The organism is Thiohalobacter sp. IOR34 (assembly GCF_030406045.1).
Classification (GTDB): domain Bacteria; phylum Pseudomonadota; class Gammaproteobacteria; order Thiohalobacterales; family Thiohalobacteraceae.
This window is the reverse complement of record NZ_CP128988.1, coordinates 1,342,338-1,361,986: the sequence shown is the minus strand read 5'-3', so window position 1 is coordinate 1,361,986 and position 19,649 is coordinate 1,342,338. Positions and strand designations below refer to the sequence as shown.

The window sequence follows — 19,649 nt, the reverse complement described above, 5'->3', positions numbered from 1 at the left end:
AGGATAATTGCGGCGCACGCGCTTCGCGCGGCGCAGCAACCCCCCAAGCACATTTTCGTAGATTTCGTGGATTTCGTGGCCATTCTCCTCACTCCTCACCCCGAAGGACGTGCTCGTCCCGCGCCTGCTTGGCGCGACTGAAGATCTCCAGCAGGGCATCGCCGTCACCGTCCTCGATGGCGCGGGTCATTTCGCCGAGATCGCGATTGAAGCGCTCAATCATGTCGAGCAGGGCGGCCCGGTTGGCCAGACAAATGTCACGCCACATCACCGGATCGCTGGAGGCGATACGGGTGAAGTCGCGGAAGCCACCGGCGGCATAGGTGAAGATCTCGTTGTGCTCGTGCATCCGCGCCAGGCTGTCGACCAGGGCGAAGGCCAGCACATGCGGCAGGTGACTGGTCGCAGCCAGCACCTCGTCGTGCAGCTCGACGCCCATCTCCACCACCTCGGCGCCGGCATGCTGCCACATCGCCCGCACCCGCGCCACGGCCTGCGGATCGGTATGCGCCAGCGGCGTGAGGATCACCCGCCGGCCCTGGAACAGCTCGGCAAAGGACGCCGCGACGCCGCTGCGCTCGGTACCGGCGATGGGATGCCCGGGCACGAACCAGTCCGGCACCTCACCCAGCGCCTCACGCAAGGCGGTGACCACCGCCGCCTTGGCGCTGCCGACATCGGTGACCACGGCATCGGCTGCCAGGTGCGGCACGATGGCGCGGAACACCTCCCCCATGGCGCCAAGCGGGACCGCCACCACGATCAGATCGGCGCCGGTCACGGCCGCGGCCGGATCGGTGCTGAAACGATCGATGACCCCGAGATCGACCGCCTGCTGCAGGTGCTCCGCCCGGCGGCCACTGCCGACCACCTCGCCAACCGCACCGGCGGCACGCAGGGCGCGGGCCAGGGAACCGCCGATCAGGCCGACGCCGATGATGGCCAGACGCCGGATCATGCCAGCACCCGCTCCAGGGCAGCGACGGCGCGGCGGTTCTCATCCTCCAGACCGATGGTAATGCGCAGGTGGCGGGGCAGGCCGTAGTTGGCCACCGGGCGCACGATCACCCCCTCGGGCAACAGCGCCTGGTAGACCTCGGGGCCGGACCGGCCGACGTCGATGCAGAGGAAATTGCCAACCGAGGGGATGAAATCCAACCCCAGACGGCGGCAGCTCGTCTCCCAGAACTGCATGCCGGAGCGGTTCAGCTCCAGGGCACGGCGGATGTGTTCCTGGTCGCCAAGGGCCACCTCCGCGGCGGCCAGCGCCAGACTGTTCACGTTGAACGGTTGGCGCACCCGGTTGAACAGCTCGGCCAGTTCGGGATGGGACAGGGCATAGCCCACGCGCAGTCCGGCCAGGCCGTAGGCCTTGGAGAAGGTGCGGGTGATCACCAGGTTGGGGAAGCGCGCCAGCCAGGGCAGGCTGTCGGGATAATCCGCTGCCTCGACGTATTCGACATAGGCCTCGTCCAGCACCACCACCACCTCCGGCGGCACCCCTTCGAGGAACTGCAGCAGTGCCTGTCGGCCCAGCCAGGTGCCGGTCGGATTGTTGGGGTTGGCGATGAACACCACCGAGGTCCGCCCGCCGATCAGGGCCGCCATGGCATCGAGGTCATGGCCATAGTCACGCGCCGGGGCGATGCGCGCCGTGGCGCCGGTCGCCTGGGTGACGATGGGATAGACGGCAAAGGCGTGTTCCGAGAACACGGCCTCGCGGCCAGGGGCGAGAAACACCCGGGCGACGAGCTCCAGGACGTCGTTGGAACCGTTGCCCAGGGTGATCTGCGCGGTATCGACGCCGTGGTGACCGGCGAGCGCCTGCTTCAGGGCGAAGCCGTTGCCATCCGGGTAGCGGGCCAGTTCGCCCATGGCCTCGGCCAGGAGCGGCGCGACCCGTGGGCTGGGGCCCAGCGGATTCTCGTTGGAGGCCAGCTTGACGGCATCACGGATGCCATACTCGCGCTCCAGTTCCTCCAGCGGTTTGCCAGGTTCATAGGGGTGGAGTCCGCGCACGCCGGGCGTGGCCCTGTCGAGAAAGCCTGTCATCAGAGCACGGCCTTCGGATAGGAACCGAGGATCTTCAGCAGCGTGGCGCGCTCGCCGAGCTCCTCCAGGGCGCGGGCCACCGGCGGATCCGCCACATGACCCTCGATGTCGACAAAAAACACATAGTCCCACATCCCCTGACGCGAGGGGCGCGACTCGATGCGGGTCATGCTGATGCCATGTTCCGAGAAGGGTCTGAGCAATTCGTAGAGCGCGCCCGGCTGGTTGCGCACCGCAACCAGCAGCGAGGTCTTGTCCTGGCCGCTGGGGGCCACCGTCTGGGTGCCGATGACCAGGAAGCGGGTGGTGTTGCCGGGCTCGTCTTCCACATTGCGCGCCAGTATGGCCAGACCGTAGAGTTCGGCCGCGGTGGCGCTGGCCACCGCGGCGGCCCCGGCCTCGTCCCTGGCGATGCGCGCCGCCTCGGCGTTGCTGGCAACCGCGATGCGTTCCGCCTGCGGCAGGTTGGCATCCAGCCACTCGCGGCACTGGGCCAGTGCCTGGCGGTGGGCGTAGATCCGCTGGATGGCGTCGATGCCCGGCTCCCTGCTGAGGATGTGCAGCTCGACACGCAGCGTCACTTCGCCGCAGATCTTCAGCGGCGAACGGACGAACATGTCCAGCGTATGGCTGACCACCCCCTCCGTCGAATTCTCCACCGGCACCACGCCATAGTGGGCCGAACCCGCCTCCACCTCGCGGAACACCTCGTCGATGGCACCGAGCGCCAGGGTGTTGACCGAATGGCCGAAGTGTTTCAGCGCCGCGGCCTGGGTGAAGGTGCCCTCCGGCCCCAGATAGGCGATGTTCAGCGGCTTCTCCAGGGCCAGGCAGGCCGACATGATCTCGCGGAACAGGCGCGCCACCTCGCCATCCGGCAGCGGCCCGGGGTTGGCCTGCTGGATGCGCTGCAACACCTGCGCCTCGCGTTCCGGGCGATAGAAATCGGTCGATTCACCGGCCGCCTGCTTGATCTCGGCGACCTGCTGCGCGCAACGCGCCCGCTCGCTGATCGCGTCCAGGATCTGCTGGTCCAGTTCGTCGATGCGTGCCCGGATGGCGGCCAGTTTGTCGCTTTCGTTCATGGTTTCACTATAGCCAGGGGAATCTTTGATGGCCACGGAATCCACGGATGATTCCTGCGACCACGAAATCCACGACACCCGTGAAAATTCCCTGTTGCGACTGCGCAATGTGCAGCCTCGGAGAGGCCAAGGCAACTTCCCTGCCTTTCATGGACAATGAATATGTTTGTGGATTTCGCGGGTTTCGTGGCTATAAGGCAATCCGTGTCCTCGGCGCCTTCCGTGGCCATCAATCCTACAGCGCCCGCACCGCCAGCACGCCGTCGATGGCCGCCATCCTGTCGATGACCGCCTCGTCGACCGCCTTCTCCACGTCCACCAGGGTATAGGCGAGATCGCCGCGCGACTTGTTCAGCATGTCGACGATGTTCAGGCCGGCATCGGCCAGTACGGTGGAGATCTGGCCGAGCATGTTGGGCACGTTCTCGTTGACCACCGCCAGGCGATAACCTTCGGTGCGCGGCATGAACACCTCGGGGAAATTCACCGAGTTCTTGATATTGCCGTTCTCCAGGTAGTCCCTCACCTCCTCCGCCACCATGATGGCGCAGTTCTCCTCGGCCTCGCGGGTGGATGCGCCGAGATGCGGCAGGGTGACGACCTTGGGATGCTTCTTCAGCAGGTTGCTGGGGAAGTCACAGACGTAGCCGCCCAGTTTGCCGGCATCCAGTGCCGCCACCGCCGCCTCGTCGTCGATGATGCCGTTACGGGCGAAGTTGAGCAGCACCGCGCCCTCCTTCATGTTCTTCAGGCGCTCGGCATTGACCATGTTGCGGGTGCCCTCCACCAGTGGCACATGGAAGCTGACGAAATCGACGCGGCTCAGCAGGTCGTCGACGCTGGTCGCCTGCTCCACATCGGAGGAGAGCTGCCAGGCGCGCTGCACGGTGATCTCCGGATCGTAGCCGAGCACCTTCATGCCCAGGGCCAGGGCGGCGTTGCAGACCCGAACGCCGATGGCGCCGAGGCCGATCACGCCCAGGGTGCGACCGGGCAGCTCGAAGCCGACGAAGTTCTTCTTGCCGGCCTCGGTCTGCTTGCCGATCTCCGCATCGTCGCCCTCCAGGTTGCGGGTGAAGTCCCAGGCCGGGCAGATGTTGCGCGCCGCCAGCAGCATGCCGGCCAGCACCAGCTCCTTGACCGCGTTGGAATTGGCCCCTGGCGCGTTGAACACCGGAATGCCCAGCTTGCTCAACTTGTCGACCGGGATGTTGTTGACCCCGGCCCCGGCGCGTCCCACCGCCTTCAGCGACGGCGGAATCTCCATGTCGTGCATCTTGAAGGAACGCAGCAGAATGGCGTCCGGATGCTGGATCTCGGAAGCGATTTCGTAACGGTCGCGCGGCAGCTTTTCCAGCCCCGCTACCGAGATGTTGTTCAGCGTAAGTATCTTGTACATGTTGAACCTTGTCTTTTTCAGGCCACGAAACCCACGAAATCCACGAAAGGGTTTCAAGGTTCACGGCACCACGCGAAGCACGTGCGCCGCATCGAATCTTTTCGTGGGTTTCGTGGATTTCGTGGCTATTCCCCCAAGTTTCCTAACCGTGGCGTTTTTCGAAGTCGGCCATGAACTCGACCAGGGCGTCCACGCCCGCTTCGGGCATGGCATTGTAGATGCTGGCGCGCATGCCGCCGACCGAACGGTGCCCCTTGAGGGTGGTAAGGCCCCGGGCCTTGGCCTCGTCCAGGAAGGTGGCATCGAGGTCGGGGTTGGCCAGGGTGAAGGGGACGTTCATCCAGGAGCGGCAGGCCGGATCGACCGGGTTGGCGTAGAAGTCCGAGCCGTCGATGGCGGCATACAGCTTGCCGGACTTGCGCTTGTTGATCTCGGCCATGGCCGCCAGGCCGCCGTTGCGCTTCAGCCACTGGAACACCAGGCCAGCCAGATACCAGCTGTAGGTCGGCGGGGTGTTGTACATGGAACCCGACTTGGCGTGGGTCTGGTAGTCGAACATGGTCGGCGTGCCTTCGAGCGGTTCTCCGATCAGGTCGTCACGCACGATGACCAGGGTCAGGCCGGCCGGACCGACGTTCTTCTGCGCACCGGCATAGATGACGCCGTATTTCGAGACATCGATGGGCCGCGACAGGATGGTGGATGACATGTCGGCCACCAGCGGCTTGTCGCCGGTCTCGGGGACATAGGGGAATTCCACGCCGCCGATGGTCTCGTTCGGCGTGTAGTGGACATAGGCCGCATCGGCCGACAACTGCAACGCCTCCTGTGCCGGCACGGTGCTGAAGTTCTCTGCCTCCGAGGTCCCGGCGACGTTCACCTCGCAATAACGCCCGGCCTCGGCGATGGCCTTCTTCGACCAGGCGCCGGTGTTGATATAGTCGGCCTTCGACCGGCCGCGCAACAGGTTCATCGGCACCATGGCGAACTGGCTGCTGGCGCCGCCCTGCAGGAACAGCACCTTGTAGTCGTCCGGGATCGCCATCAGCTCGCGCAGATCGGCCTCGGCCTGTTCCGCGATGGACATGAATTCCTTGCCGCGATGGCTCATCTCCATCACCGACATACCGGAGCCCTGCCAGTCGAGCATCTCCTCGCGCGCCTGCCGCAAGACCTCTTCCGGCAGCATGGCCGGCCCGGCGCTGAAGTTGTATACACGTGTCATCTTTATTACCTCTTGGAGACCGGCCACGAAAACCACGAGACCCACGAAAAGGTTCTTGTGTTCATGGCGCCGCGCGAAACGCCTGCGCCACATTGAATCCTTTCGTGGGTTCCGTGGTTTTCGTGGCTATCATTCTTCCTCGGTTTCAACGATTGCGTCTATGCCAACAAGTTTCTCGCCCTCGTTCAGGCGGATGAGCGTCACGCCCTGGGTATTGCGGCTCATCTGCGAGATCTCCGCCACCCGGGTGCGCACCAGGGTGCCGGCATTGGTGATCAGCATCACCTCGTCCTGCTCCTTGACCAGGGTGGCACCGATCACCTTGCCGTTACGCTCGCTGGTCTGGATGGAGATCACGCCCTGGCCGCCGCGGCCATGCACCGGATAGTCGTCGACCGGGGTGCGCTTGCCATAGCCGTTTTCGGTGGCGGTCAGCACGTCGCCCTCGTCGACGATGATCAGGGCGATCACCTGCTGGGCCGGCTGCAGCTTGATGCCGCGCACGCCCGCGGCGGTGCGCCCCATCGGCCGCACATCGGTTTCCGGGAAACGGATCGCCTTGCCGGCGTCGGAGAACAGCATGACGTCACGCCCGCCGTCGGTCACCGCCACGTCGACCAACTGGTCGCCATCCCGCAGTTCGACGGCGATGATGCCGCTGGCGCGTGGCCGGGAGAAGGCCGCCAGCGGCGTCTTCTTTACCGTGCCGCTGGTGGTCGCCATGAAGACGAATTTGTCCTCGGTGAACTCGCGGATCGGCAGTACGGCATTGATCCGCTCGCCCTCCTCCAGCGGCAACAGGTTGACGATTGGCTTGCCGCGCGCGCCGCGGCCGGCCTGTGGCAACTGGTAGACCTTGAGCCAGTAGGCCTTGCCACGGCTGGAGAAGCAGAGGATGGTGTCGTGAGTGCTGGCGATGAACAGCTTGTCGACGAAATCCTCCTCCTTGACGCTGGTCGCGCTCTTGCCGCGCCCGCCGCGCCGCTGGGCGCTGTATTCAGTAAGCGGCTGAGCCTTGGCATAACCGGCATGCGACAGGGTGACCACCACGTCTTCCTCGGTGATCAGATCCTCCAGCGACAGGTCGGCCTCGGCCTCGCGGATCTCGGTGCGGCGCGCATCGCCGAACTGCTCGCGGATCTCCAGCAGCTCGTCGCGGATCACTCGCATCAGCCGATCCGGATTGCCGAGGATGTCCAGCAGGTCGTCGATGCGTTCGATCAGCTCGCGGTATTCGTTGACGATCTTGTCCTGTTCCAAGCCAGTGAGCTGATGCAGGCGCAGCTCGAGGATCGCCTGGGCCTGGGCCTCGGACAGGTGATAGCCGTCCTTGCCGAGGCCGAACTCGGCCGCCAGGCCGTCGGGCCGCGAGGCCTCGGCACCGGAACGTTCCAGCATCGCCTGCACCAGTCCCGGCTCCCAGGCCCGGCCCATCAGCGCGCTACGTGCCTCGGCCCGGCTCGGCGAGCCCTTGATCAGGGCGATGATCTCGTCGATGTTGGCCAGTGCCACCGCCAGGCCTTCGAGGATGTGGGCACGCTCGCGGGCCTTGCGCAGGTCGAACACGGTGCGCCGGGTCACCACCTCACGGCGGTGACGGATGAAGGCCTCGAGCATCTCCTTGAGATTCAGCAACCGCGGCTGGCCATCGACCAGGGCCACCATGTTGATGCCGAACACGCTCTGCAGCTGGGTATGCTGGTAGAGGTTGTTGAGCACCACCTCGGCCACCTCGCCGCGCTTCAGCTCGATGACCATGCGCATGCCTTCCTTGTCGGACTCGTCACGCAGGTTGCTGATACCCTCGATCTTCTTGTCCTTGACCAGCTCGGCGATCTTCTCCAGCAGGCGGGCCTTGTTGACCTGGTAGGGCAACTCATTGACCACGATGGTCTGGCGACCCTTGTCGTCGGTCTCGATCTCGGTGCGGGCCCGTACCCGGATGCGCCCGCGCCCGGTGAGATAGGCCTCCTGGATGCCGCGCACGCCGTTGATGATGGCCCCGGTGGGAAAATCCGGTCCCGGCACGTGCTCCATCAGTGCCTTGATGTCGATACCGGGATCGTCGATCAGCGCGATGCAGGCATCGACGACCTCGTTGAGGTTGTGCGGCGGGATGTTGGTCGCCATGCCCACGGCAATGCCGGCCGAGCCATTGACCAGCAGATTGGGGACCCGGGTCGGAAAGACCTTGGGCTCGGTCTCGGATTCGTCGTAGTTGGGGACGAAGTCGACCGTCTCCTTGTCGAGATCGGCCAGCAGCTCGTGGGCGATCTTCGACATGCGCACTTCGGTGTAACGCATGGCCGCCGGCGCATCGCCATCGACCGAACCGAAGTTGCCCTGGCCGTCGACCAGCATGTAGCGCAGCGAAAAGGGCTGGGCCATGCGCACGATGGTGTCGTAGACAGCGGTATCGCCGTGCGGATGGTATTTACCGATGACGTCACCGACCACGCGGGCCGATTTCTTGTAGGGCTTGTTCCAGTCGTTGCCCAGCTCGCTCATGGCGTAGAGCACACGCCGGTGCACCGGTTTCAGGCCATCACGCACATCCGGCAGGGCACGTCCCACGATCACGCTCATGGCGTAATCGAGGTAGGACTGTTTCATCTCGTCTTCGAGATTGACGGGCAGGACTTCTTTGGCAAATTCAGCCATCGTGCGCTCAGCAACCTTTTATAATATTCCTCCGACGCCGCCTGTTCCGCGAAACGGCCGGACAGGCGCTAAATTCCACCCATCTTACCATAGCGGGTTACCTACTGCATGCCCGAAAACGACCCGGAAATGGGTTCTGAGGCGGCGAGAGGACGCATGCCGTGGAGAACATCGGCCATACCGGGATTCGGCGGTGAGCCCGCATCGCGGCCTGGTGGCCGCTCCTACAGAGTCAGCGGCTACGCGTGCCCTGAGCGGCGTCGCGTCAACATGGCTGCCTCCAGCCTGGCAAGGCTGCCCGTGTAGGAGCGGCGTCCACGCCGCGATTCGGCGGTGAGCTCCCATCGCGGCCTGGTGGCCGCTCCTACAGTCAGCGGCTACCCGTACCCTGAGCGGGGTCGCGTCAACATGACTGCCTCCACCAGCGTGACCGGGCTGCCCGTGTAGGAGCGGCGTCCACGCCGCGATTCGGCGGTGAGCCCGCATCGCGGCCTGGTGGCCGCTCCTACAGTCAGCGGGTACCCGTACCCTGAACGGGGTCGCGTCAACATGGCTGCCTCCACCAGCGTGACCGGGCTGCCCGTGTAGGAGCGGCGTCCACGCCGCGATTCGGCGGTGAGCTCCCATCGCGGCCTGGTGGCCGCTCCTACAGTCAGCGGGTACCCGTACCCTGAGCGGGGTCGCGTCAACATGGCTGCCTCCACCCTGGCCGGGCTACACGTGCAGGAGCGGCGTCCACGCCGCGATTCGGCGGTGAGATCCCATCGCGGCCTGGTGGCCGCTCCTACAGTCAGCGGGTACCCGCGCCCTGAGCGGGGTCGCGTCAACATGGCTGCCTCCACCAGCGTGACCGGGCTGCCCGTGTAGGAGCGGCGTCCACGCCGCGATTCGGCGGTGAGCCCGCATCGCGGCCTGGTGGCCGCTCCTACAGAGTTAGTGGATACGCGCGCCTTGACGCGATTCGGCGGTGAGCCCGCATCGCGGCCTGGTGGCCGCTCCTACAGAGTTAGTGGATACGCGCGCCTTGAGCGGCGTCGCGGGCAAAGCCCGCTGGCACCTGAATTCTGAATTCTGAATTCTGAATTCTGGATTCTGGATTCTGGATTCTGGATTCCAACTACTGCCCAACGCCCAGCCTTGCCAGCTTCTCCGTCGTCGGCCGCTCCACCACGCCCTTCTCGGTGACGATGGCATCGATCAGTTCCGCCGGTGTGACATCGAACACCGGATTCCAGGCGTCGGCGCCGGCGGCGGCGATGGGCCGGCCGTCGAAACTCAGCAGCTCGTTAGGGTCCCGGTTCTCGATGGGGATGCCGCTGCCATCCGGGGTCGCCATGTCTATGGTCGAGGTCGGCGCCACAACCATGAACTTCACGCCATGGTGGCGTGCGTTCACGGCCAGGCTGTAGGTGCCGATCTTGTTGGCCACGTCACCGTTGGCGGCGATGCGGTCCGAGCCGACGATCACCCACTGTACCCGGCCGCTCTTCATCAGATGCGCCGCCGCCCCCTCGGCGAGCAGCGTGGTCGGGATTCCATCGTGGATCAGCTCCCAGGCAGTGAGCCGCGCCCCCTGCAGCCAGGGCCGCGTCTCGTCGGCAAAGACCTTGTCGATGCGCCCCGCCGTCCAGCCACTGCGGATGACTCCCAGCGCCGTGCCATAACCACCAGTGGCCAGCGCGCCGGCATTGCAGTGGGTGAGTACGCCACAACGCTCGGGCAACAGGGCGGCCCCCAGCTCGCCCATGCGCCGATTGGCGGCGATGTCCTCCTGATGAATGGCGCGCGCCTCATCGAGCAGGCTGCCGAGAGGGTTGTCCGTCACCTGCGCCAGGCAGCGGCGCATGCGATCCAGGGCCCAGAACAGGTTGACCGCAGTCGGCCGGGACTGTGCCAGGCGCTGCAGATCCTCGTCCATGCCCTTGCGCCAATCGCCGGGCGATGCGGCGAGCTGCCGCTGGGCGGCCAGCACCACAGCATAGGCCGCGGTGATACCTATGGCCGGCGCTCCTCGCACCACCATGTCACGGATGGCATCGGCCGCCGCCGGTGCATCGCGCAGTTCGAGCCAGACCTCTTCACGGGGCAGGCGGCGCTGGTCGAGCAGAAAGAGCCGCTCGTTCTTCCATTCGATGGCAGATACGGAATCCTGATGAGGTGTCATTGCAACTTTCTCCAGATACGAGGCATCACGGCGCATAAACCATACAGAAGGCTCGGGATAAAAGGCAGCCCCCTATAGCCCGGATATTGCATCAGCCCCCGGATGATGGCTGGCTGGGCCCGCCGGGGATCGCGGCCTGGAGGCCGCTCCTACGGGGCATGGTGGCACTATGTGGTAGGAGCGGCCTCCAGGCCGCGATTGGCTAGCCCGGATATTGCACCAAGGATTCGATGCTCAGGGCGAAGCCGTGGCGCACTATTAACCGGGCTGGCTATTCTGTCAGAGTCTGACTTGACAAGACAAAGATGCGGCAACGTTGGCATCCGTCTTCACCAATCTGTCATAATCCACCCGTACCGCCTTCGCGCATCGGGGAACACGCGCTTGCAGCCCTCTCGTCCTGTTTCCCGTCAGCCTGCCGAACCAGGAAACATCTCAAGGAGCAGAAACATGAACAAGAACCTCACTACCCTCTCCACGGCTGCCCTTCTGGCCATGCTGACCGGCCTGCCGCTCGCCGCCGGCGCCGCCTCGGAGAGAACCTGCGGCTACGCCTATGACACCGCCGGTAACGTGGTGCGCGACAGTGCAGGTCGCTGCGTGCGCAGCGGCTTCTGGACCCCGGCCAAGGCCATCGAGGAATGCGAGCCGGAGATGTTCAAGAAGGAAGAGCCTGTCACCGAACCGGAACCGGTGGCGACCCCCGCACCGGCGCCTGCCCCCAAGCCGGTCTTCAAGATGGTCACTCTGAGCGCGGGCGCCCTGTTCGATGTCGACAGTGACGTCATCAAGCCGCAGGCCTATGCCGAACTCGACGCCCTGGTCGCGCACGTCAAGTCACTGGACAGCATCGAACGCATCGAGATCGCCGGCCACACCGACAGCAGCGGCAGCGCCGAATACAACAAGCAGCTGTCTATGCGCCGAGCCAATGCAGTCAAGAATTACCTGATCGACAAGGGCCTCGACCCGCGCATCATGACCACCATCGGCTGGGGTGAGGAGAAGCCGGTTGCCAGCAATGCCACCGCCGAGGGCCGGGCCCGCAACCGCCGCGTCGAGATCACCCTGCGTGGCGCCGAACAAGTCAACAAGTAGAATCCTGCCGTGAAGGGCCGCCCGCTGTCCGGCGGGCGGCCTTTTTTGTGCAAAAAACCGGGGGAGAAACACCATGGACAGCCTAGCCGCCTTCGACCATAGCGCACTGATCAACGACTACCTCATCCCCTGGGGGATTCGCATCGCCCTGGCCCTGGCCATCTACGTCCTGGGGCGCATTCTCGCCCGCTGGGTGGTACGTCTCAGCGAACGGCTCATGAACCGCAGCGGCATGGATGCCATACTCGTCAAGTTCCTGAGCAACGTGCTCAATGCCCTGCTGCTGGCGGTGATCCTGATCGCCGCGCTGGACGAACTCGGCGTCCAGACCACCTCCCTGCTGGCGCTGCTCGGTGCCGCCGGCCTGGCCGTGGGCCTGGCCCTGAAGGACTCGCTGTCCAATTTCTCCGCGGGGGTGATGCTGATCATCTTCCGTCCTTTCAAGCAGGGCGACTTCATCGAGGCGGCCGGGGTCAGCGGCGTGGTGGAGACCGTGGGCATCTTCAACACCACCCTGCGCACCGGTGACAACCGCGAGATCATCGTTCCCAACAGCCAGATCTACGGTGGCACCATCACCAATGTCTCGGCCCGCCCCACAAGGCGTATCGACCTGCTGATCGGCATCGGCTACGAGGACGACATCCGCAAGGCGAAGGGTCTGCTGGAGGAGATCATGGCGGCCGACGCACGCATCCTCGAAGACCCCGCCCCCACGGTCGTGGTCGCCGATCTGGCCGACAGCAGCGTCAACCTCGGCATCCGCCCCTGGGTCAACAGCGGCGACTACTGGGCCGTGCGCTGCGACCTGCTGGAGACCATCAAGTTGCGCTTCGATGAAAGCGGCATCAGCATCCCCTACCCGCAGACCGATGTGCACCTCTATCAGGCCTAAGGCACGATCAACCGGCCTCCGGGGATCCTGTTCAATCGCGGCCTGGAGGCCGCTCCTACGGGGTATGGCGGCGCAATATTGCAGGAGCGCCCTCCAGGCCGCGATCGAGGCGCAAGGCAACCACCCTCTCTTGCCCGCACCGGCCTTGCATAACAGCCTGAATGCCGATCATGTGGGCCGCCTTGGCGCATGAGGCGGGCGAACCCTCAACCGGCGCAGCAGGAGAGCCGTTCCACATCCTTGCTGAAGGTCTGGGCACAGAGCTTCAGGCCCTCGACCTGGGTCAGATAGGGAAACAACTGACCGGCCAGATCCGTCACCGTCATCCGGTTGCGGATGGCCAGCGCCGCGGACTGGATGACCTCGCCGGCGTCGGCGGCCAGCACCTGGGCACCAAGCAGGCGCCCACTGCCCTGCTCCGCCACCAGCTTGATGAATCCCCGGGTATCGAAATTGACCAGCGCCCGCGGCACCTTGTCCAGCGCCAGGGTGCGTGACTCGACCTCCATGCCCTGCGCCCGGGCGTGGGCCTCGTCGAGCCCCACCGTGGCCACGGCCGGATCGGTGAACACCACCGCCGGCACGACGTCGAGATCCAGCGAGGTATCACCGCCAGTCATGTTGATGGCAGCACGCGTACCCGCCGCGGCGGCCACATAGACGTACTGTGGCAGGTTGCTGCAGTCGCCCGCGGCATAGATGTATTCATTCGAGGTACGCAGGTGGTCGTCGACCCGGATCGCCCCCCTGGCATCGGTCGCCACGCCGGCCCTGTCCAACCCCAGCGCCTCGGTATTCGGCCGGCGCCCGGTGGCGACCAGCAGCCGGTCGCAGCGGATCACCTCCTCAGGGGTGGTAACCACGAACTCCCGGCCATCGTGCGCCACGGCCTCCGGCACCCTGTGCAACAGTACCCTGGCCCCCTCTGCCTCGAGCACCGCGGCCAGGGCCTCACCGAGGGCGTGATCCTCCCGCGACAACAGGACACTCCGGGCCAGGATGGTGACCCGGCTGCCCAGGCGCAGAAAGGCCTGGGCCAGTTCCAAGGCCACCACCGAGCCGCCGATGACCCCCAGATGACGTGGCAGACGCTCGGCATTCAGGGCCTCGGTCGAGGTCCAGTAGGGCGTCTCGCCAAGGCCGGGAATGTCGGGAATGGCCGGATGCGAACCGGTGGCGAGCAGGATGCGCTGGGCATGGATCAATTGCTCCCTGCCACCCGTCTGGATGACCCGCAGCGTCTGCGGGTCTTCCAGACGGGCCCAACCATGGACCCGCTCGATGGCCGGCGTGTTCTCCAGGATCTGCTCGTACTTGGTGTGGCGCAAGGCATCGACCCGCGCCTGTTGCTGGCGGTGCAGGGCCTGTCGATCGACCACCGGCTGCCGGCGCATCAACCCCTCGAACGGATGTCGTGCCTGCAGGTGGGCGAGCTGGGCAGCACGGATCAGGATCTTGGACGGCACGCAACCGACATTCACACAGGTGCCGCCGATCTGATCCGCGCCCTCGACGAGGGTCACCCGGGCACCGCGCTCAGCGCATCTGATGGCCGCGGCGAAGGCAGCGGAGCCGCTGCCGACGATGGCGATATGCGGCTGTGGGCTGGACATGGCTGGCTCCCGCTGGTGGCTGACAAAGGTCATTGCGTTGCAGCAGGGCGCGAGGGGTAACCGGCCTCTGTCGTCGCCCTGATCAGCGCCTGGACATCGGTCCGGTCCGGATCGAAGCGAACCGTAGCGGTCTTGCTGTCGAAATCGGCCGTGGCCGAGATCACCCCCGGTACCCGCTTCAACGCCAGACGCACGGTGATGGGGCAGGCAGCACAGGTCATGCCCGGCACATCCAGGGTCACCGCCTGCGGTTCGGCCGACCAGGCCGGGGCGGCAAGCAACGACAGTGTCGTAGCGAAGGCGAACAGCCAGGCAGACAAGCGTCCAGGTAGCATCGGGTTTCTCCTCAGCAGCAATGATTCACTCGCGCCTCAACCAAAAAGCAGCGAGGCGTAATAGGGAAAGGCGAGCAGCGCCAGCAACAGCAGGCTTGCCAGCCAGAAGACACGGCGCTGGTTACGCCGCACGCGCGGAAGCGCACAGGCCTCGCCCGGCGAACAGGCAGCAGGCAGCAGGTACAGCCGTCGGAAGGCCAGTCCCAGGAACAGCAGAACCCCGCCGATAAAGATCGGCCGGTAGGGCTCCAGCGCGGTGAGGCTTCCAAGCCAGGCGCCGCCGACCCCCAACGCCACCAGCAACAGGGGCGCAACACAGCACAGCGAGGCACCGACAGCGGCCAGCGCAGCGGCAATCAGCGGGCGGTTGGGACCGGGGGACAAGTCGTCGGCCATGGCACATCTCCTGCTCACCTCGGAACACCGAATGCCGAACCGCATTCGGCCCCCTGAGGCGCCTTTTCGGGGTCAGGCAAAGACTAGCCGCCGTACCGGGGTACGGAGTCAAGGCCGGCAGGCCAGTCGCTCGATAACCCCCTGAGAGGAGGACCCGGATAGCGTCCTTAACAGTATGTTTTTAAATAATATCCCGATTATGCCTCCAGCAAGGGCAGCGGCGCACCGGAGACACCAGTCAGCAATAAACCCTCTGGTAGTCCGCGGCGTCCCAAGGTTTCCAGCTCGATCTGCCTAGGTAGCGGGTAAACACGCACGTCGTCCTCTCTGGGATTTATAATTTCGAGGATTTCCCTCACCAACGCATCGACCTTTACGCTATCTGCCCAAAGGATGAACACGGAATATTGCACCGGAACGGCCCTTGCCGACAGGTATCGATGCAGGCGAGCAAGGCGCCTCGGATCGCTGATGTCGTAGCACACAAGATAGAAACGGGACTCACGAACGGCCACCCGGCGCCTCCAAGAGAAACAAATGCAAGCGCCGCAGTAATCTCTGCGATTTCTCCGAGATATCATCTGACTGTGCCTCGAAGAATCGCACTGCGGAATACAGCGGGAGCCTGGCCTTCCCACCTGTATGCCGGCGCGCTGAACGGCCAAAACGCCGGATGAAGGTCAACTTGCCGGGTTCAAGTTCCCACAAAATAATCGTTGCAAGATCACCTGCTATATTGATCCCCGAAACAGTCAGCGAAGGTGCCCCCGGATCAATACCATAACGCCGCAACAACCCGTCCAACAGAGCAACGATCAACCCCCTCAAACGGCTGTCGAAACAATCCAGGTCGACACCATGTACATATGGAAGAACCCGCCGACGAAGCATCCGGCGCAGTGCTCCTGCCTCTACCGGACATGAAGACCAGTCACTGCTATTCCTCAATGCCAGCCGAGCTGCCGTCTCCTGTCCTGCAACCCAGGCGTGATAACGCTCGTCGCCGTCAGAAGCATCCAGCAACTCGTCCAACAGCACACCCATTTCCACCAGCGGCTTGCCTTCATCGGAGACACATGAAAAGCGCGCCTTGGGTGTGCCATTACGCCTCAGGAACTCAACCGCCACATGTTCTTCTGCGCAAGCCATCAAAGCATCCGTCGTCCAGTCGACGCGACCCAGAACTACCACCCGCGACAACCGCCCGAGTGGAAAGAGCCGGTCCGCCTCACCAAGGCAGCATACCCGCAAGGCAGGACCATCCCGCAATACCCGAAGGGAACGGACACCATCGAGATAGAGTACCCTGCTCATGCATCCTCCCGCCCCTCGAGGGAACGCGCCAGCAACAGTGCATATTTACGTAACTTCCGGCGAATGGGCGGCATCTGTGATTCGAATGCTGAATAGAAGATTCTCCGCCCTCCCTTCCCTAAGAGGCACCCCCCTTCGCTCGACGAGAAATGTTCCGCGGTCAGAGACCTCATCCTGAACAACTCCCAGACCAGGCGGTCCACACTCGGCCTCAGAGGCTCAACGAGATCGCACGCCAATGAATCACGTCCAAATGCCACATCATGAAAGAAGCCAAGCATGGGATCGAGACCAGCAACCTGTACCGCCCGCACTGCCTCTGCCTGCAGAAGGGTATAAGCAAGCGACAGACACGCATTCACCGGGTCGCGAGGCGGCCGACGATTGCGTCCAGTAAAATTGACCGAACGTGGAAAAAGGCGACAATAGCCCTGAAAATAGTCGCGCGCTGCCACCCCTTCCAGGCCACGCAAACGCTCGCGTGACGGCATGCCTTCACCCAATTCACAAAGCCTCGCATCCAGATCCCGCACAGCCGATAGCAAAGATCTCCGCAAATCGGGGCGGCGCGACAACGCCTCGGCCAACAGACGCCGCTGTTCGCGAACCTTTCGCCTGACTAACAGCTTGGAGAAGCGCGCCCTCCATGTTTCATCCAGTGAACGACGATACTGTTCCAGCCGGCGGCTGGACTGATTGTGGGATCGCCCTTCTAACCTTGACGTGAATTCCGGTCGACGTGAATCAAGAACCAGCAAACCCACCCCAGCTCCAGCAAGTGCCCGAAGCAAGCCGGTATCAAGCAGCGCATGGCCCTGTACCACTACAGCCTCCAACTGCGCCAAGGGTACCGAACCGCTACACCGGCCTTGCTCATAGACCAGAATGCGGCCACCCTCATGGCGCAGTTCCACATTTTTCCTATCCACATACAGCATGCCCATGACACGTTTCTCCAACGGCCGCGTCAACCCACATAGAAAAAGTCTGGATCCGCCACCGGCACTGCCCGACCAAGCGTTCTCACACGCGACCTGGGGTCGAGGCGGATCAGGAAAAAACGGTCTTCCTCCAAATCCAGGATATCTCCGACCTCTCGCAACAACCCTGTCCGTTCAACTTCTGAGAGGTAGCACTCAAATACCGATTTCTGCCCGCCGGTAGCATGCGCCTTCACCGCGCCGAGCATGCATCGCAGCCGCCTAGCATCGGAAACATCATAAGCCACCAGATAGAGTTGCCGCTTCGGCATGTGAACAGCTTGACACCAAGGTCAGGCAAGATGAGAAAACGGCAAGCTTGCCATGCCATTCAAATAGGAGAGTGAACCGTCTTAATCCCTTCTTCATAAGGTCTCTATCTCGAACAGAGGTGACGGTGCGCAATATGACCATCAAAGAGGTGTCTTAATCCCTTCTTCATAAGGTCTCTATCTCGAACAATACACCTACGCCATCCGCGACGGTGGACGCTGGGTCTTAATCCCTTCTTCATAAGGTCTCTATCTCGAACCCACCGGTCTGGTTGGGCATCTCCCTGGCCCTGGTCTTAATCCCTTCTTCATAAGGTCTCTATCTCGAACAGGAGATGTAGATGAACGAGACATCAAAGATGTGTCTTAATCCCTTCTTCATAAGGTCTCTATCTCGAACCGAGGTCAGCGACGAAATGACGGGCCGTGTGTGGTCTTAATCCCTTCTTCATAAGGTCTCTATCTCGAACTCGAGAGCTGCCGCAAGACGGTCGACTGGAAGGGGTCTTAATCCCTTCTTCATAAGGTCTCTATCTCGAACAACAGACCAAGAGGGGTAAGATCATGAACACCGAGTCTTAATCCCTTCTTCATAAGGTCTCTATCTCGAACACGCAGGAATGATCGACACTGACCCCCGCCCGCGTCTTAATCCCTTCTTCATAAGGTCTCTATCTCGAACACATCATGACCGTGTACTACATCTGGAGCCGCGGTCTTAATCCCTTCTTCATAAGGTCTCTATCTCGAACAAAAAGACCATGAAAATCCCATATAACATGCTAACGTCTTAATCCCTTCTTCATAAGGTCTCTATCTCGAACCGGGGCTCGGTGGGCATCCGAGGCGGCCCATGGGGTCTTAATCCCTTCTTCATAAGGTCTCTATCTCGAACTGGGGCGTTGGGGAGTACCTGGAGACCGCTGAGTCTTAATCCCTTCTTCATAAGGTCTCTATCTCGAACCCGCGGCCGCCATTGAAGACGGCCGCGAATACACGTCTTAATCCCTTCTTCATAAGGTCTCTATCTCGAACACGGCAGAGATCATCGAGCTATGAAGCCCGCTGCCGTCTTAATCCCTTCTTCATAAGGTCTCTATCTCGAACCCTGGCCATGGCCGGGGCTCGGTGGGCATCCGAGGGTCTTAATCCCTTCTTCATAAGGTCTCTATCTCGAACTCCGGCCTCTCGGCTGCGTCCGACATGGACGCAGCGGTCTTAATCCCTTCTTCATAAGGTCTCTATCTCGAACGCCATCAAGGGGTGCATGGACATGCCCCTGGTGGGTCTTAATCCCTTCTTCATAAGGTCTCTATCTCGAACACTCCGGCCTCTCGGCTGCGTCCGACATGGACGTCTTAATCCCTTCTTCATAAGGTCTCTATCTCGAACGAAGACTGATGGAAAACTGGCCTGATGCTGCGTCTTAATCCCTTCTTCATAAGGTCTCTATCTCGAACACAAACCACAGGAGAAAGAACCATGTATAGCGGTCTTAATCCCTTCTTCATAAGGTCTCTATCTCGAACCGTATATCACAGCAAGAAGGCGGCCCTCAAGGCCGTCTTAATCCCTTCTTCATAAGGTCTCTATCTCGAACCCTCATGAAAGGGTATACCGAGATCAGCCCGAGGTCTTAATCCCTTCTTCATAAGGTCTCTATCTCGAACCCGACAAGGCCGACAAGGCGCCTCCGCCGGTGGTGTCTTAATCCCTTCTTCATAAGGTCTCTATCTCGAACCCATCGCGTATGAGCTTCTTCGAGAGGCTGAGGAATCGGTCTTAATCCCTTCTTCATAAGGTCTCTATCTCGAACGGGAGCGCGCAAAGGAATTGCGCGGCGAATTCGCGTCTTAATCCCTTCTTCATAAGGTCTCTATCTCGAACACAAAGGCCGGCCACGTCATAACCTTCAATGAGTCTTAATCCCTTCTTCATAAGGTCTCTATCTCGAACAAGCCCGGCGACGGCAACAAGGCCGACAAGGCCGGTCTTAATCCCTTCTTCATAAGGTCTCTATCTCGAACAGCCCTCGCCGAATGGCGCGAGATCGGCCTTGGTCTTAATCCCTTCTTCATAAGGTCTCTATCTCGAACAGAGGCGCAGCGCAAGCGCAACGCGCGCGCTGGGTCTTAATCCCTTCTTCATAAGGTCTCTATC

16 protein-coding genes and 1 CRISPR repeat array (1 of these 17 only partly in view) are annotated in these 19,649 nt (G+C 62.7%); of the genes, 2 read left to right on the top strand and 14 right to left on the bottom strand.

What is annotated here, in order from left to right; all coding sequences use genetic code 11:
• Positions 1-88 precede the first annotated feature (88 nt).
• The 7 genes from QVG61_RS06280 to mtnA form a co-directional block, all read right to left on the bottom strand.
• Entirely contained in the window at positions 89-958 is an 870-nt protein-coding gene (locus tag QVG61_RS06280; protein ID WP_289932522.1) for a prephenate dehydrogenase/arogenate dehydrogenase family protein, read from the bottom strand.
• The gene (hisC, locus tag QVG61_RS06275; RefSeq protein WP_289932521.1) at positions 955-2,052 is read right to left on the bottom strand and encodes a histidinol-phosphate transaminase; all 1,098 of its coding nucleotides are present in this window, start codon (positions 2,050-2,052) and stop codon (positions 955-957) included. Before hisC ends, QVG61_RS06280 begins: the two co-directional genes overlap by 4 nt.
• Positions 2,052-3,137 (bottom strand): prephenate dehydratase, encoded by a 1,086-nt coding sequence (gene pheA, locus QVG61_RS06270; protein WP_289932520.1) that lies wholly within the window; start codon positions 3,135-3,137, stop codon positions 2,052-2,054. Before pheA ends, hisC begins: the two co-directional genes overlap by 1 nt.
• A gap of 235 nt (positions 3,138-3,372) precedes the next feature.
• Positions 3,373-4,536, bottom strand: a complete 1,164-nt coding sequence (locus QVG61_RS06265) for a phosphoglycerate dehydrogenase (RefSeq protein WP_289932519.1) — start codon at positions 4,534-4,536, stop codon at positions 3,373-3,375.
• Between the two features lie 142 nt (positions 4,537-4,678).
• Positions 4,679-5,761 (bottom strand): 3-phosphoserine/phosphohydroxythreonine transaminase, encoded by a 1,083-nt coding sequence (serC, locus tag QVG61_RS06260; RefSeq protein ID WP_289932518.1) that lies wholly within the window; start codon positions 5,759-5,761, stop codon positions 4,679-4,681.
• 129 nt (positions 5,762-5,890) lie between these two features.
• On the bottom strand, positions 5,891-8,422 hold the full coding sequence (gene gyrA / locus QVG61_RS06255; protein ID WP_289932516.1) for a DNA gyrase subunit A: 2,532 nt from the start codon (positions 8,420-8,422) through the stop codon (positions 5,891-5,893).
• Between the two features lie 1,117 nt (positions 8,423-9,539).
• On the bottom strand, positions 9,540-10,586 hold the full coding sequence (gene mtnA / locus QVG61_RS06250) for an S-methyl-5-thioribose-1-phosphate isomerase (protein WP_289932515.1): 1,047 nt from the start codon (positions 10,584-10,586) through the stop codon (positions 9,540-9,542).
• Between the two features lie 450 nt (positions 10,587-11,036).
• Between mtnA and QVG61_RS06245 the strand changes: the two genes are divergently transcribed.
• Together QVG61_RS06245 and QVG61_RS06240 are read left to right on the top strand one after the other, a co-directional pair.
• Positions 11,037-11,684, top strand: a complete 648-nt coding sequence (locus QVG61_RS06245; RefSeq protein ID WP_289932514.1) for an OmpA family protein — start codon at positions 11,037-11,039, stop codon at positions 11,682-11,684.
• Between the two features lie 73 nt (positions 11,685-11,757).
• Entirely contained in the window at positions 11,758-12,579 is an 822-nt protein-coding gene (locus QVG61_RS06240) for a mechanosensitive ion channel domain-containing protein (protein ID WP_289932513.1), read from the top strand.
• Positions 12,580-12,785: 206 nt separating this feature from the next.
• Here QVG61_RS06240 and merA read toward each other — a convergent pair whose 3' ends face one another.
• The 7 genes from merA to cas2 (QVG61_RS06205) all read right to left on the bottom strand — a co-directional run bounded on the left by merA (position 12,786) and on the right by cas2 (QVG61_RS06205) (position 17,489).
• The gene (merA, locus tag QVG61_RS06235; protein ID WP_354671192.1) at positions 12,786-14,192 is read right to left on the bottom strand and encodes a mercury(II) reductase; all 1,407 of its coding nucleotides are present in this window, start codon (positions 14,190-14,192) and stop codon (positions 12,786-12,788) included.
• A gap of 29 nt (positions 14,193-14,221) precedes the next feature.
• Positions 14,222-14,527, bottom strand: a complete 306-nt coding sequence (gene merP, locus QVG61_RS06230) for a mercury resistance system periplasmic binding protein MerP (protein ID WP_289932511.1) — start codon at positions 14,525-14,527, stop codon at positions 14,222-14,224.
• Positions 14,528-14,563: 36 nt separating this feature from the next.
• Positions 14,564-14,923: a mercuric transporter MerT family protein gene (locus tag QVG61_RS06225; RefSeq protein WP_289932510.1), complete on the bottom strand. Its 360-nt coding sequence runs from the start codon at positions 14,921-14,923 to the stop codon at positions 14,564-14,566.
• A gap of 197 nt (positions 14,924-15,120) precedes the next feature.
• Positions 15,121-15,438, bottom strand: a complete 318-nt coding sequence (cas2, locus tag QVG61_RS06220; protein ID WP_289932509.1) for a CRISPR-associated endonuclease Cas2 — start codon at positions 15,436-15,438, stop codon at positions 15,121-15,123.
• A complete protein-coding gene (locus QVG61_RS06215; RefSeq protein ID WP_289932507.1) occupies positions 15,425-16,237 on the bottom strand; it encodes a CRISPR-associated endonuclease Cas1 in 813 nt (270 codons plus the stop codon). Before QVG61_RS06215 ends, cas2 (QVG61_RS06220) begins: the two co-directional genes overlap by 14 nt.
• Entirely contained in the window at positions 16,234-17,181 is a 948-nt protein-coding gene (gene cas1, locus QVG61_RS06210; RefSeq protein WP_289932505.1) for a CRISPR-associated endonuclease Cas1, read from the bottom strand. Before cas1 ends, QVG61_RS06215 begins: the two co-directional genes overlap by 4 nt.
• 23 nt (positions 17,182-17,204) lie before the next feature.
• On the bottom strand, positions 17,205-17,489 hold the full coding sequence (gene cas2 / locus QVG61_RS06205; protein ID WP_289932504.1) for a CRISPR-associated endonuclease Cas2: 285 nt from the start codon (positions 17,487-17,489) through the stop codon (positions 17,205-17,207).
• Positions 17,490-17,567: 78 nt separating this feature from the next.
• A CRISPR array of direct repeats spans positions 17,568-19,649; the repeat unit is 37 nt; unit sequence GTCTTAATCCCTTCTTCATAAGGTCTCTATCTCGAAC (it continues 567 nt past the right edge of the window).

Excerpts from the sequence above, each read along its gene's own strand:
- QVG61_RS06240 (WP_289932513.1), top strand. The coding sequence starts at position 11,758 with ATGGACAGCCTAGCCGCCTTCGACCATAGCGCACTGATCAACGACTAC.
- gyrA (WP_289932516.1), bottom strand. The coding sequence starts at position 8,422 with ATGGCTGAATTTGCCAAAGAAGTCCTGCCCGTCAATCTCGAAGACGAG.
- mtnA (WP_289932515.1), bottom strand. The coding sequence starts at position 10,586 with ATGACACCTCATCAGGATTCCGTATCTGCCATCGAATGGAAGAACGAG.
- QVG61_RS06265 (WP_289932519.1), bottom strand. The coding sequence starts at position 4,536 with ATGTACAAGATACTTACGCTGAACAACATCTCGGTAGCGGGGCTGGAA.
- QVG61_RS06245 (WP_289932514.1), top strand. The coding sequence starts at position 11,037 with ATGAACAAGAACCTCACTACCCTCTCCACGGCTGCCCTTCTGGCCATG.
- cas1 (WP_289932505.1), bottom strand. The coding sequence starts at position 17,181 with ATGGGCATGCTGTATGTGGATAGGAAAAATGTGGAACTGCGCCATGAG.
- hisC (WP_289932521.1), bottom strand. The coding sequence starts at position 2,052 with ATGACAGGCTTTCTCGACAGGGCCACGCCCGGCGTGCGCGGACTCCAC.
- serC (WP_289932518.1), bottom strand. The coding sequence starts at position 5,761 with ATGACACGTGTATACAACTTCAGCGCCGGGCCGGCCATGCTGCCGGAA.
- pheA (WP_289932520.1), bottom strand. The coding sequence starts at position 3,137 with ATGAACGAAAGCGACAAACTGGCCGCCATCCGGGCACGCATCGACGAA.
- QVG61_RS06280 (WP_289932522.1), bottom strand. The coding sequence starts at position 958 with ATGATCCGGCGTCTGGCCATCATCGGCGTCGGCCTGATCGGCGGTTCC.
- QVG61_RS06225 (WP_289932510.1), bottom strand. The coding sequence starts at position 14,923 with ATGGCCGACGACTTGTCCCCCGGTCCCAACCGCCCGCTGATTGCCGCT.
- QVG61_RS06215 (WP_289932507.1), bottom strand. The coding sequence starts at position 16,237 with ATGAGCAGGGTACTCTATCTCGATGGTGTCCGTTCCCTTCGGGTATTG.
- merP (WP_289932511.1), bottom strand. The coding sequence starts at position 14,527 with ATGCTACCTGGACGCTTGTCTGCCTGGCTGTTCGCCTTCGCTACGACA.
- merA (WP_354671192.1), bottom strand. The coding sequence starts at position 14,192 with ATGTCCAGCCCACAGCCGCATATCGCCATCGTCGGCAGCGGCTCCGCT.
- cas2 (WP_289932504.1), bottom strand. The coding sequence starts at position 17,489 with ATGCCGAAGCGGCAACTCTATCTGGTGGCTTATGATGTTTCCGATGCT.